This window comes from Heyndrickxia sp. FW510-T9 (assembly GCF_058781025.1).
Map to the genome: position 1 here is coordinate 1 of NZ_JBYSWK010000083.1, position 14196 is coordinate 14196.

A 14196-nucleotide genomic window follows, 5' to 3' on the forward strand; every position below is an offset into this window, starting at 1 on the left:
ACATGAAGGCAATCTTTCGCTTAGAATGATACATATTCGTACTCCTTGTTGTAAAACTTTGCTATTGTTAAAACTAAATCTCAAGGTTTCAAGCTTTTTTTATTGTTTATCATGAGTAACTTTTTTATTAAAAAATCTAGAGTTCCTAAAATAGATTATTTTATTTCACACTTATTTCATATTTTTGTATTAAGCTGAACAAGGGATAAATTATTACTACATAGTGGGATCGAGTTGATGAAGTGAATCGTGAAATGATTAATGGTAAATATAAAAGTTATGGGGTATATTCTATTACAAAGGTGTTCGTGGCTGAAATATAGTTTTTCACATGTTACATATAGGGACACGCAAATTATGCTCAAAAAAAGAGTTCGTAGTAAGCAAATTTTTTTAAGGACGGATGACCGTATGAAATTCCTTTTCCTTAGCAAGGATAAGATCTTCTTGTTGATGCTTGCAACTAGTATCCTATTGGGAGGTTGCCAAAATCAATTAGACATACCTCAAAACAAAAATCTATTGCTTATCACTCATTTTAAGAAACCACAAATTTCTTTTTTTGATGTGAAAACAAATAAAATAATAGAATCTAAAAATATTGATTTTGTTTTTAAAGCAGCAGGGAGATTGAATGATAATCAAGTTTTATTTACAAAACTAAATAAAGATGGCTTGTTTATACTCAATATGGAAACTGGCAAAATAACTAAGGTAAGTGATCTTGGTAAAGGAATTTCTACGATTGTATCTGTTCCTGATTTACATCTGTGTTTTCTAGCAGATGCCGAAAAAAATCAAATTTATTACTATGACACTAAAAAAAATACCATTACCCATAAAGTACCTGTTGGAAATTCTCCAATATCAATTGCAGTTGATATGCAAAAAGAATTATTATATGTTGCAAACTATAAGAGCTCAACTATTTCGACCATTCATATTGCAGACCATAAAGTGTTGCACACCTATAAAATAATTGATAGACCATCGGCAATATTTTTTGATGGTGCAAATATTTGGGTAGCTGCCCATGGATCTTATGGAAAATTAAACAATGATTTGCTCCTATATAATCCTTCAACAGGTAAAGAAATAAAGAAAGTGAAAGTTGGCTTAATGCCTGTTGGTTTTTACCATCAGCCGGCTAGCAAGTTTTTGAATGTGATCTGTCATGGATCGGATGAAGTTTACCAAATTAATCTAAAAGATGATTCTGTAAGCAAGCCAATAAATGTAAGTGAAAATCCATATTATATTAATGGGGATAAAGATAATATTTATGTCACTAGTTTAGATGGCAACAAACTCTCTATTATTGACCAGCAATCATTTACTTTAAAGAAACAAATCCCGATAGAAAATGGGCCGTATATTATCTATTTGAGGTGAGTAATGTGAAGCAATATAAAATTTTAATAGCCGATGATGAAGATCAAATGCTTCTATTGCTAACCTCCTATCTTGAACGGGAAGGTTTCGATGTAGTAACCGCGAACAATGGTGAAGAAGCTCTTTCATTGTTTTCAGCTTTCACATTTGACCTAGTAATTTTAGATATTATGATGCCAGGTGTAGATGGATTTAGGGTTTGTGAAATGATTCGCTCCATCTCTAATGTTCCCATTATCATGTTAACGGCAAAAAGCAATGAAAGTGATAGAATTCATGGTATTAAGATTGGCGCAGATGATTATCTCATTAAGCCTTTTAGCCCAAAAGAATTAGTTGTACGCATGGAAGCGATATTTAGAAGAATAAATAATTTTAATAAATCTTCTCATGTCCTTCATGTAAAGGAAATAACCATTAATACGCAAGGTCAGCAAGTAATGGTAAATGACGAGCATATTCAACTAACAAGAAAAGAATATGGCTTATTATTATTTTTTGTAAAGAATAAGGGGAAAGTATTTTCGAGAGAACAGTTATTACAACAAATCTGGGGTTTTGATAACTTGGCAACATTAAGAACGATAGACACTCATATTAAAACCTTGAGAATTAAGCTTGGAGTTGCCGGAGAATATATCAAAACGATTTGGGGAACTGGCTACAAGCTAGAGGTATAAAAAATGCTGAAATTACGGATTAAAAGTAAAATTTGGATATCAATTTCTGTTATTTCAGTCCTTACTATTACGATAGTTGGAATATTAACTTACTATTTGTATGAAAAATATTATTTGGAAAAACAAATTACCTTATTAGAAAATCAAGGAAACTTGCTGAAAGATTCTTATTACTCGCTAGGAGAAAGTAATGAATTTCACAAACTTGTGAAATGGTCAGAAAAAAGCAATCATATAAAAATAATCGTTACCGATGATCCTATGCAGTTAAGCGCAGGAATCCCTATTGATGGTTTTAAAGATAGTAATCTCATTACATTTAAAGAGAGACAAACATTATTGTCTGGTAAAAAAATTACCATTATTAGAGACCATCCAAAATTTAATGAGAAAATTTTAGCAGTAGCAATTCCTTTATTTAAAAAGAAAACACTAAGTGGTTCCATATTTTTATATACGCCAATCGATACTATTTATGAGCCCTTTAAATCATTGCGTACCTTTATGTTAATTACCATTATTTTCTTTTCTCTACTATTAATATGGATTGGAAACAAGACAACTAATTACTTATTAAAACCTTTGAAAGAAATGGAAAATGTCTCAAAAAAGATGGCCCAAGGCAATTTTTCCGAAAAAATTTCAATATCCAATAATGATGAAATTGGCCAACTGGCACATTCCTTAAATACGATGGCGGAATCATTAAGTGCAGTCGAAGAAAATAGAATTCAGTTTCTTCAAAATGTTTCTCATGAATTAAGAACACCACTTACCTATATTGGAGGATACACAGAAACACTCTTGGAAGGGTTGTATAAAGATCCAAAAGACATGAATAAGTCGCTGTTGATTATTAAAAGTGAAACGGAAAGACTCAGTCGATTAGTCCATGATTTATTGGATTTAGCTCAATTAGAAGGCGAATCCTATCCGATGAAAAAGTATCCAATTGTGTACTCCCAATTAATTTTAGATGTTCTGAACAAATATGATTTAGTTTTAAAGAAGAGAAACGTTAAAGTAACTGCTGAATTAAATGAAGAAATTATTATCGAAGGTGACGAGGATAGATTAGCGCAAGTCATTTCGAACTTAATTGATAATGCCTTAAACTATTCCGGTAATGATACAGAAATCCAAATTACTTTAACTAGAAAAGATTCTATCTCCCTTCTTCGTATTAAAGATTTCGGTCCAGGTATACCGGAAGAGGAGCTTCAGCACATCTTTGATCGATTTTATCGAGTAGATAAGTCTCGCGGCAGGAATACCGGTGGCACAGGTTTGGGGCTTTCCATTTGCAAACAAATTATTATCAAACACTCAGGTCATATTTATGCAACCTCACAGCAAGGAATCGGTTCCGAATTCATTATTGAGATTCCTTGTCATCGTGATGAAAGTATAGATGCTTGATCTAGTAATACTATCATGATTGAATAACAATCTATTTTTTTACAAAAAACATTAAAAAGGAGTTTTATCAAATGAAAAAAATAATGAAAAAGGTATCTAAAATATTTTTACCCGCTATTGCATCCATGTTTTTATTTTCTGGAATTGCCAGCGCTCATGTTATTGTCAAACCTAATATCTCCGCTCCAGGCGCATGGGAAACATATACGATAAAAATTCCTGTTGAAAAAGACATTCCTACAACAAAAATAACATTAAAAATTCCTAATGGTCTTGAATTAGAGCAATATCAACCTGCCGTTGGTTGGAAAGTAGTAACTGAAAAAGATTCATCTGGAAAAGTAACTACTATCACATGGGAAGCAACGGGAGAAGGAATTTTACCGGGGCAATTTCAACAATTTAATTTTGTAGCCAAAAATCCTGACAAAGAAGGTCAAGCTGCTTGGGATGCGTATCAATACTATAAAGATGGTAGTGTAGTAGAATGGACAGGTAATGAAAAATCAGACACACCTCATTCAATTACACAAATTACAACTTCACAAGCTGCGCCAATGGCATCAGATAACCATCATAATAACACAGAAACTACAAAGCATACAGAAGCAACAAAACAAGAAGATTCATCTAAATTACCGTTATATTTATCAATAGCAGCTGCAGTATTATCCGTTCTTTCTATCATTATTGCGTTTGCTAGAAGAAAATAATAAGATTAAAAAAGAAGTCAGCAATATTTGCTGGCTTCTTTGATTTATATGGATAAAAAGAATTTATGAAAATCATTACTATTCTTCTTCTTATCCTTAACCCGTTTATTGGGGATTATAAAATGAGGTATTTAAACGACAACCATCGAAAATGGATAATATTCATTTAAAGGGAAAAAAATAGAATGATATTCTATAATAATATCTGATATAGACCGTAGTATACTATTGGAATTAGCTGCTGCTGTTGCTTGTAGTCATGTTCGCACCGCGATCAGTCCGATCTTGTAGGTTTGATTGTTGACGGATTTACATGGCGCTGTGCTGAAGATTGTTTCGGTAGTTATCAAACCGCGAGTAGACATCTTATCCATCGTGTTGTCGACGAATGGCTTCGTCTGAATTGTCTTTGGGTTCATCAGTGCTGATGAATACGGTTGATGGTTGAGCCTGATGCCATCTGAATGATCGGAGCGGCTGGTGTTCCATTAGAACAGTTCATCTGGTGGCAACCACTGCTTAGCCATGGATATGCGGGCGTTCCGGTATCCTATATTCTCGTTTGTCGAGGTACGATTATGCTTCCAATCTTTATGGAGAGCATGTTGATGATGACGGCATTCAATTCTGGTTTGATTCTATTTCCTGGAGTGATTATGAACGGGCGGCTTGTCCTTTCATTTTAGAAACATCTGTAACCTAGATTTATTATTGGATGTACGCTTCGTTGTTACGAAGTGCTCTTTGAATCCCCCTTTACTTTTGAACGGTATGGTGGTATTATTGATTTCGACAGTTATAGAATTGCAGAATAAACTAGGAGGTGATAATGGTGGGAGAAGATCAAAAAGATACGAAACAAGCGGTTAAATTGTATAAAGCTTTGGGGGAACCTACCCGACTGAAAATCGCTTTGCTGCTTGTGAAAGAGACTAATTTATGTTTCACCGCCATCGGTGAAAAGCTTGAATCAGTTGCAGGATCGACACTATCGCATCATCTGAAGCAATTAACGGACTCTGGCCTGATTGATTTTCGTAAGAATGGATCGTTCATTCACTATAACGTCAATCGAGAAATGGCGGAAAAATATGCTCCTTATTTGTTGGAGTAATTTTTTTCACAAAACAGTTCTATAGATTTAGAAATACAGAAGTGTTAAAGATATGCTTGAACGAATTTTAACATTATTTTAATAAACATAAAGAAGGAGAGAATAACTATGAGCTGTCAAATTAATACGATGGAGATTGGAATGAGCACATTTCTTCATGCAAATCCCGGAAATGGGGGTGTATCGCACGCCAAAAGGCTTCGTCAAGCGATAGAAGAGATTCAATTGGCAGATCAAGTTGGCCTTGACGTCTATGCTATCGGGGAACATCATCGAATGGATTACACAAGCTCGTCGCCAGCCGTCATTCTGGCCACCGCTGCCGCTACAACGAGGAGGATCCGGCTATCTAGCGCAGTGACGGTGTTATCTTCGGATGATCCGGTGCGGGTATACCAGGACTTTGCAACGCTAGATGGTCTATCGAATGGACGAGCAGAGATCATGGCCGGACGGGGTTCGTTCATCGAATCGTTTCCGCTATTCGGCTATGACCTAAAAGATTATGAGGAATTGTTTGAAGAGAAACTGGAACTGTTGTTGAAAATTCGCGATTTCGAAAAGGTGACCTGGCACGGCGGTCATCGTCCTGCAATCAACAGCATGGGCATCTATCCACGTGCACAACAGGAGCTTTTACCTGTCTGGATTGGCACGGGTGGTAACCCGGAATCGGCTATTCGTGCCGGCTTGCTGGGACTTCCGATTGCCTTCTCAATACTTGGGGGGGCACCGGAGAAATTTGCGCCCTTGGTGGAGTTATATAAGAAAGCCGCCGAGAAAGCAGGTCACGATCCGAATAAGTTGCAAATTGCTACGCATTCGCATGGCTTTATTTCTGATACGACACAAGATGCTACAGAACGGTATTACTCAGTCATTGCCTCTCAAATGAACAAGATTGGACGGGAACGAGGCTGGTCTCCTTATACACGTGACACGTACGATACAGCTCGAAGCTTTCACGGTGCTCTTTATGTCGGAGACCCCGAATATGTCGCGGAGAAGATCGTACTGTTGCACAAGAACCTAGGCTTGACTCGATTCATGATGTACGTCGATTTCAGTTCGTTGCCGCATCGCGACTTGCTGCGTACGATTGAGCTCCTCGGTACAAAAGTAGCACCAATTGTGCGTAAAGAGCTCGCTCGTCAGAAGTCTGGACATAACGCTTAAACCGTCGGGCGAACGTTGATTGGGCCAAGTAATTGATTTGTAAAAGAAAAACTTATTTTTTTAATCATGATTTCTATATATTTAGAAATATAAAAATTAAAGGGAGAGAACCAAATGAGAAAATCATTGATAATTTATATTCTAGCTATTATAAGCTTTTTAGTCGGTACTTCCGAATTCGTAATTGCTGGCATTTTGGATAAGGTTGCAAGTGATGTTGGAGTGTCGTTAGCAGGGGCAGGACAGCTGATTATGGTCTACTCGCTTGCTTATGCCATTGGTACTCCGATTCTTATTGCACTCACGGCAAAAATGGACCGAAGAAAGCTTATGCTGTCGGCTTTGGCATTGTTTTTCGTAGGGAACTTGATCACTGTAACAACCACAGGCTACGGCATGCTGATTGGAGCAAGAATTCTTATGGCAATAAGCACAGGGGTATTTATGGTTGTCGCCTTGACCGTTGCAGCCAAGATATCTCAGCCGGGAAAACAGGGCAGCGCTATCGCTAAGGTTTTATTGGGCTTTAACCTCGCGCTTATTTTAGGCGTCCCCCTTGGGAGAATTATTGCGGGATCGTTTGATTGGAGAATCATCTTCACAGGAATCGGAGTACTCAGCTTGATCGCGATGTTTGTCCTTTTGCTTACGATTCCGAAATCGGAAGGAGATGCTCCCGTTCCTATTCGGGAACAACTCGCATTATTAAAAAATCCCAGAATCTCTGTCACGCTTTCCATCAGTTTTTTCTGGATATTGGGATATATGATTCTGTACACCTATATAACGCCGTTTCTTCTGACCATTACGGGAATGAGCGAACGGATGGTAAGCATCGGATTGTTTGTATTTGGGCTAGCCAGTCTCCTTGGCTCCCAAGCTGGAGGCTTCGGTGTTGATAAATGGGGTATCCCCCGTTCGATGATTGGAGGCTTGATCTTCCACTCTGGAATATTATTTTTACTGACGGCGTTCTCCCATTCGTCCATGTTTGTGTTACCTTTGCTTATGTTATGGTCCTTTTTCGCTTGGTCGACGGGGCCGGTTCAACAAGTTTATTTAATTGGCATGGCTCCTCAGGCTTCGGGGATCATCCTTAGTTTGAATAATTCTATCGTGCAGTTGGGCATGGCTGTAGGGGCTGTAATCGGGGGCATTGTTGTAGAAAACATCTCTCTAACAGCAGTCGGTTGGCTTGGTGGAGTTGGCGTCGCAATTGGACTCATTCCGGCTATTTTTTCTTTATCCATGCGTCGTAGATCTGCAATAGCGGAAAAAAATTGAGCATACCCGGTAATCCGCAAGGTTGAAAAGATTATCTATTGATAGCAGGCATGTTTGCCTGTTGATGTATCCTGGAGAATCCCAGGAGAAACTCTCCAGGATATTTTTGTAGAAATTCAATCACTACTCAACTTAAGCAGCATGAAATCGGTGAATAAGTCTTGAACAATCTTCAAAGCAAACCCCTGAGTAATTTACCAACTTCGTCGCACAACAGAGTCCGTAGCAGTGCTGACCTTACGGGGATATTATTGGCTTTTTCTCTTCAACTCCTTTTCATATACTTGCGCTTTACACATTTTTTCCGCATCAAAGTATGTTAGCGGAAGATATCCTCTAAATATCGACAAGCCAAAATGGACGGTGCCTCCTACTACGCGAATACGCGGGTTATGGGCAAATCTCATTCGGCTTGTTATTTTTGCGAATGGCGCTTTCCTTGCATAATAACCTCCAAACTACAAAGTAAACGCACATTCTTCGAGACATCGCCGGAAAACAATTCGTTTTTTCTGAATGGATGAACGGGAAGATCGAAGCGCCTGCGGATAAAAAGCTTCTTTCGTCAACCCAAACGATCTTTTCTCATTTTTGAACCAGCCGGGTATCATACGCGGTCTAATCTGTCCTTTCTTTTTTAACGAACACCGAACTTTACTAACAGTTTTCGTTATGATATAAATGTAGTGTTTCAGGAGATAATTCGAAACAAATCATCACTTTGAAAAAGGAAAGTGGAACGATTGTCTGATCAAACACAAACTACACCATCGGAATTTACAATCAGACAAATTTCACATACATTGTTGGCCAGAGAGGGAGTAAATGAATGAGGAAAATTGTGGTTGGATGCAGAAAGAGTGCACTTGCGTTGACACAAACGGAACAAGTAATTTCCGATTTGACACTACTTAGCCAAGCGAACGGAATGAATTTTACATTCGAGTTAAAAAATATAGTCACCAAGGGTGACCTGATTTTAGATGTAACCTTGTCTAAGGTTGGGGGTAAGGGTCTTTTCGTAAAAGAGATTGAACAGGCAATGCTTGACAAGGAAATCGACATGGCGGTGCATTGTCTAAAGGACATGCCCTTCGAGCTTCCTAGTGGCCTTGTTAATGGTGCTTTTCCAAAACGTGAAGATCCACGCGATTGTCTGATTTCTAGGAACGGCGCCGGACTTAAAGATTTACCGTATGGTGCACGTGTAGGTACAAGCAGTTTACGGAGATCGAGCCAGTTAGCGGCACTACGACCTGATCTTATCATCGAGCCGATACGGGGGAATATTGACTCACGTCTTCGTAAGTTAGACAATGGTGAATTTGACGCGATCATCTTAGCAGTCGCGGGGCTTAAAAGGATGGGCTGGGAAAATCGCATTACAGAAATTTTATCTCCAGAAACCTTCTTGCCTGCTGTCGGGCAAGGCGCTCTCGGTATAGAATGTCGTGAAAGTGATGCTGAGTTAAGGAAATTACTGAACTTGTATAATGATCCACAAACAGCGTTGGAGGTAACAGCAGAGAGAGCATTTCTCGGAGTATTGAACGGTGGATGTCATGTACCAATTGGTGCATTTGCAGTTTTGAATCAACCTCTTAAAAGAGTTACAGAAACATCCGAACATAGTGTACATGATATTTCGTTAACGGGAATGGTAGGAAAACCGGACGGATCAATTATACTGAGAGAAACCTATACTGGGGAATCCCCTATTTATCTTGGTGAAGATGTAGCAAAATTACTGATCGGTAAGGGTGCTGAGAAAATCTTGGCTGAGACACACCGTTACGATAATGAGGAACTATAGATCAAAATACCAAGACAGCAGCCGGCATCTAATCGGGTGCTGTTTTGTAATCCAAGATAAGCTCTCATAATGATTTTCCTGACATGTTCTTAACAAAAAACTTGTAAAAGTTTGTTCTTGATGAGAATCAATCGATATTAAAAGACATACCATCAATTATCTCTCCTAATATGAGATGGATTTACTTTCCATAGCAAATTAAGCTTTCCATCAAAATACCATTATATAAAAAAGAAGAGATTTATTATCCCTCCTTTTAAATACCGCTCATCAATATAGTTCTAATTTCAAGATAATAATTTGATTCCTGATAATTTCGAGTAGCCTTCCGTAAAATTTCGGTACTATTCTGGACGTTTATAAAAATTTACACTCACCATGATAATTAATTGTGAAAAACTATTCTAAATTATTATGAATAAATTCTAACTAATTATGAAAAATCACATCTAAGAAGCTTCCCCAGCTCCCCACTTTTTCTTTTCTTCTACTGTAATGATGCCTAATTCATGGTGTTCACCTTCGTATAGTGCACCTTGGACAAAGCGAATTTCATTATTTGTATCAAAAACCTCTAGCTTGCAATAAGCACGATTTTTTTGTAAGGCAAGATAAAATTCGTCTGTGTTTTTCACTAATTGTCCATTACATTTGTGAATCACTTCCCCAGTCATTAAGCTCAACTTTTCAGCAGGAGAACCCGGTATAACAGTGAGAATAATAAGTCCATTCTCTCTTTGGGTAAAATAATATGGATTTGCCCCTTCACGTAAGCGATGTCGAAAAGAGATCAATCCCCTTGATAAAATTGCAAATGCTGTTCCTACGAGGGAGAGAATAGTGAACCACATTCCTCCTACTGCAAGGCAAGTCGTCATGATTCCAATCCATAGTACTTGTTTACCAAGCTTTTTCACAGCTATATGTGGTAAAGTACTTTGAACCTGTTGTTGGAAGCCAATGATAAATGGTACAAGGATAAGAGAATAAGAATGCGTACCCCAGTCAAATGTCGGCCACCAGCTGAATGGCGCAGTTAATGGACCAGCTGGCAAAAAGCAGAGCATTGGAATTAACCAAATTCTTTTTGTCTGAAATGCCCCGACTGTTAACCCACGGCGGCTTTTTCGATACTTAGGGGAGCTTTCCTTATATCCGCTCCTAATCATTAGTATCCCTTCAACTATTAATAGCAGCCCTATTAGGATAACAACCCCTGATAAACTTGCTGATGAGGTTTTTTCGATGTATGTTCCTAGCCAAGGTATTTGAAAACCAAAATGCTTAGTTAAATAAATAACAATATATGCAAGACTAATTGTAAAAGCAGCAGAAATAAGTCTGAAGCCACCAATTAAAGCTAAAAAGGCAAAAGAAATCGTAATGGTTGCTAGTATCCCAAAGCTTATAGTGAACCCGCTCGCGATAGAAGCTATCGATAATATAATACCTGCTATCCATCCTTTTGACAGAAGATAACGTAATTCCTGAAACGGAGGATAAACACTAATATGGAAATCTGCCCGTTCTCTTTTCACACGTAAAAAACCAATAAATACAGTAACGATAATGGCAAAATATAAACTAGGATTGATAAAAAATTCTCCGATACCCTTCAGTAACTCTAAACCCCATTCCTGTGCCAAGATTACTCACCGTCCTAATCCCGCGAATCTATTATTATTATTCTATCAGATACAAATACTAAAACCTATAATATTTCAAGGATTTCTTAAACTAAATTCATTTAACTATCATGAGGTATGGCTTTAGTCCTAATAAGAAAAAGTTAGTCAAGCTCCTATGCATCAGTCATGAGGAAGTACTATTGGCTTAATATGAAACTGTTAGTCGCTCTACTCTCTCTGTGCTGCTAATCATTCCAAGCTAATCGAGCAACAATTTAATGTGATATAAAACTGTTTTGAGTGATTGCTAGTAGTTTAGTATAAAACGGCGCGCCAGCTTACTTTCTTTGTGCTACTATTCGATCCTCATAAAGGCTTGTTCTAATAGGTAGACTAACAGTTTGTATTTACAAAAAAAAGGAGCAAGCTAATGCCCGTTCCCTAATTTTGATTGCTTATATATTTTATAGCTACCTGCAGTTGAAGATCGTTTTTCTCGTCTTTTTTTGCTTGTGTGATGGCCGAATCTAAAGATTCCGCTGTTTTATCGTCAATTTCACCTGTTGCTGGTAGTTTCTCTTGATTTTGAAATGCCTTCACAGCACGTTCGGTTTGATAATCAAAATACCCATCCTCACGTCCTGGACCATAGCCTAATCCTGATAGAATTTGCTGAGCAAGCTTCACTTGCTCATTATTCGCATTAAGCTTTAATGAATGTTCCAACGTTAATGGCGTCACATAAAAATATTCTGGTTGTTTTATCTCGATAGTTGGTCGAATACCTTTTTGGTGAATCCAGTTTCCATTTGGTGTTAGCCATTTAAACATCGTCAATTTTATAGAACTGCCATCACCCAATGGCATTGCTTGTTGAACAGTGCCCTTACCAAATGTCTTTTCTCCAATTAATGCATAACCATCTGCTTCATTTAATGAACTCGCTAATATCTCTGCTGCCGATGCACTACCCTCATCGATCAGAACTGCAATAGGATAATTTTTTTTCTGCTTCAATTTTGAATAATAAGGTAGTTTTTCGCCATTACGTTGTTCGATTTGAAAATAAGGCTTCGTGTTCGGAACCAGTCCTTTCAACATATCCTCTACGCTAGATAAATAACCACCTGGATTTCCTCTAACATCAATGATAAGCCCTTCAATATTTTGTGACTCTAGTTGTTTAAGCTTTTGATTAAAATCATTCGCTGTATCCCTTGAAAACTGTGTAATTTCCAGGTATCCAATTAATTGGTCTCCTTGTTTTTTTACATTAGAATATACCGTTTCAATCGGAATGCTTTCTCGTTTTACTTCAAATGTTAACGGATTACTAGATCCCTCACGCTGAATTTCAAGTGTTACGGTCGTTCCCTTTTTCCCGCGAATTTTCATTGTCGCTTCGGATAGGTCTAAACCATGTGTACTAACACCGTCAATTTTATCAATGACATCCTTCGACCGAAGTCCTGCTTTTTCAGCAGGTGAATCCTTATATGGAGCCACAATGACTATTTTTCCGTCCTTTTGAGCCACTTCCGCACCGATTCCTTCAAAGGATGAATCCAAGGTCTCATTGAATTGATTTGCCGTTTTCGCATCCATATAGACAGAAAAAGGATCATTTAATGTGCTTACCATGCCTTGAATAGCTCCTTCGACAAGCTGCTTCTCATCAACCTTTTTCACATATGATTTCATGATAAGATCATACGCTTGCGCAATTTTAGACAAATCAGGTAAAATACGTTGTCCGTTTAAGGGGACGGGTGTTGCACTACTATCCACTTTTTGCTCCAGATCGTGATAATACCACTTCATCCCTGTGTATGTACCACCTGCTCCAGTAATTAATGATCCTGAAATAATGACTGCTAACCATCTACGTTTCATCGAAGTCCCCCTCATCATGAATAAGTAAAGCTTTTCAAGTGAGATTTAGTGGGAGAAGAGCTCGACTAAATATCACAAAAGTTATGCATTGTTCTAGATTTTTTCGGGATAATTCACAAAGAACGAAAAACATTACTAATTCAATATATGATTTAGGAGGACAGGTTATGATTATTCCTTTTATGTTTGGTTGATTAGAATAAACGGGAGGAATCTTTTCACTTGAGGAATAGAGGGTGATGAAGGTAATACTTGGGGTCATTTAAGGTAATTTGTTCTTTTTTTGTGTAATGAAGAGCAGTTTGGAGATTCTTTTTAGTCGAGTTTGTCCTTCACTGGGTTGATGAAGGACAGTTCGGGGATTCTTTTTACCGTTTTGTCCTTCATCGGGTTGATGAAGGACAACTCATGGATTCCTTTTGACCGTTTTGTCCTTCATTTGCTTGATGAAGGACAGGTTGGGGTTTCTTTTTAATCTTTTTGTCCTTCATTGGGTTGATGAAGGACAACTCATGGATTCCTTTTGACCATTTTGTCCTTCATTTGCTTGATGAAGGACAGTTCGGGGTTTCTTTTTTACTTTTTTGTCCTGCATTTTTCCTTTTGACCCTTTCTAAAGGACAAGTTGCTTGCCTTTCTTCCCTCACTTGTCCTTTTGAGCCTTTCTAAAGGACAGGTTGCTTGCCTTTCTTCCTTCTCTTGTCCTTTTGAGCCTCTCTAAAGGACAAGTTGCATGCTTTTCTTCCCTCACTTGTCCTTTTGACCCTTTCTAAAGGACAGGTTGCTTGCCTTTCTTCCCTCACTTGTCCTTTTGAGCCTCTCTAAAGGACAGGTTGCTTGCCTTCTTTCCTTCACTTGTCCTTTTAAGCCTCTCTAAAGGACATATTCCCCCTTTTCTTCCTTCACTTGTCCTTTTAACTCTTTCTAAAGGACAAGTTGCATGCCTTTCTCCCCTCACTTGTCCTTTTGACCCTTTCTAAAGGACAAGTTGCATGCCTTTCTTCCCTCATTTTTCCTTTTGACCCTTTCTAAAGGACAAGTTGCTTGCCTTTCTTCCCTCACTTGTCCTTTTGAGCCTTTCTAA

10 protein-coding genes are annotated in these 14196 nt (G+C 37.9%); 8 read left to right on the forward strand and 2 right to left on the reverse strand.

Going from position 1 to position 14196, the window contains the following annotated elements:
- Positions 1-453: 453 nt before the first annotated feature.
- The 8 genes from AC3WJF_RS22360 (at position 454) to hemC (ending at position 9591) form a co-directional block, all read left to right on the forward strand.
- On the forward strand, positions 454-1392 hold the full coding sequence (locus AC3WJF_RS22360; RefSeq protein ID WP_492456210.1) for a YncE family protein: 939 nt from the start codon (positions 454-456) through the stop codon (positions 1390-1392).
- A 5-nt stretch (positions 1393-1397) separates the two neighbouring features.
- Positions 1398-2072: a response regulator transcription factor gene (locus AC3WJF_RS22365; RefSeq protein ID WP_492456192.1), complete on the forward strand. Its 675-nt coding sequence runs from the start codon at positions 1398-1400 to the stop codon at positions 2070-2072.
- 3 nt (positions 2073-2075) lie between these two features.
- On the forward strand, positions 2076-3491 hold the full coding sequence (locus tag AC3WJF_RS22370; RefSeq protein WP_492456194.1) for a sensor histidine kinase: 1416 nt from the start codon (positions 2076-2078) through the stop codon (positions 3489-3491).
- 71 nt (positions 3492-3562) lie between these two features.
- The gene (locus tag AC3WJF_RS22375; RefSeq protein ID WP_492456196.1) at positions 3563-4204 is read left to right on the forward strand and encodes a YcnI family copper-binding membrane protein; all 642 of its coding nucleotides are present in this window, start codon (positions 3563-3565) and stop codon (positions 4202-4204) included.
- 829 nt (positions 4205-5033) lie between these two features.
- Positions 5034-5318, forward strand: coding sequence for an ArsR/SmtB family transcription factor (locus tag AC3WJF_RS22380; RefSeq protein WP_492456198.1), 285 nt, complete (start codon positions 5034-5036; stop codon positions 5316-5318).
- 108 nt (positions 5319-5426) lie between these two features.
- The gene (locus tag AC3WJF_RS22385; protein ID WP_492456200.1) at positions 5427-6494 is read left to right on the forward strand and encodes an LLM class flavin-dependent oxidoreductase; all 1068 of its coding nucleotides are present in this window, start codon (positions 5427-5429) and stop codon (positions 6492-6494) included.
- 114 nt (positions 6495-6608) lie between these two features.
- Positions 6609-7778 carry an MFS transporter gene (locus AC3WJF_RS22390; protein ID WP_492456202.1) on the forward strand — a complete coding sequence of 390 codons (1170 nt, stop codon included), beginning with the start codon at positions 6609-6611 and terminating at the stop codon, positions 7776-7778.
- 829 nt (positions 7779-8607) lie between these two features.
- Entirely contained in the window at positions 8608-9591 is a 984-nt protein-coding gene (gene hemC / locus AC3WJF_RS22395; protein WP_492456204.1) for a hydroxymethylbilane synthase, read from the forward strand.
- Positions 9592-10040: 449 nt separating this feature from the next.
- Here hemC and AC3WJF_RS22400 read toward each other — a convergent pair whose 3' ends face one another.
- Both AC3WJF_RS22400 and AC3WJF_RS22405 read right to left on the reverse strand, forming a co-directional pair.
- A complete protein-coding gene (locus tag AC3WJF_RS22400; RefSeq protein WP_492456206.1) occupies positions 10041-11237 on the reverse strand; it encodes a PDZ domain-containing protein in 1197 nt (398 codons plus the stop codon).
- Between the two features lie 423 nt (positions 11238-11660).
- Positions 11661-13112 (reverse strand): S41 family peptidase, encoded by a 1452-nt coding sequence (locus AC3WJF_RS22405; RefSeq protein WP_492456208.1) that lies wholly within the window; start codon positions 13110-13112, stop codon positions 11661-11663.
- Between the last annotated feature and the right edge of the window lie 1084 nt (positions 13113-14196).

Bases quoted from the DNA above. Each gene is read 5' to 3' on its own strand.
- AC3WJF_RS22375 (WP_492456196.1), top strand. From the start codon at position 3,563: ATGAAAAAAATAATGAAAAAGGTATCTAAAATATTTTTACCCGCTATT.
- AC3WJF_RS22390 (WP_492456202.1), top strand. From the start codon at position 6,609: ATGAGAAAATCATTGATAATTTATATTCTAGCTATTATAAGCTTTTTA.
- AC3WJF_RS22385 (WP_492456200.1), top strand. From the start codon at position 5,427: ATGAGCTGTCAAATTAATACGATGGAGATTGGAATGAGCACATTTCTT.
- AC3WJF_RS22360 (WP_492456210.1), top strand. From the start codon at position 454: ATGCTTGCAACTAGTATCCTATTGGGAGGTTGCCAAAATCAATTAGAC.
- AC3WJF_RS22380 (WP_492456198.1), top strand. From the start codon at position 5,034: ATGGTGGGAGAAGATCAAAAAGATACGAAACAAGCGGTTAAATTGTAT.
- hemC (WP_492456204.1), top strand. From the start codon at position 8,608: ATGAGGAAAATTGTGGTTGGATGCAGAAAGAGTGCACTTGCGTTGACA.
- AC3WJF_RS22370 (WP_492456194.1), top strand. From the start codon at position 2,076: ATGCTGAAATTACGGATTAAAAGTAAAATTTGGATATCAATTTCTGTT.
- AC3WJF_RS22405 (WP_492456208.1), bottom strand. From the start codon at position 13,112: ATGAAACGTAGATGGTTAGCAGTCATTATTTCAGGATCATTAATTACT.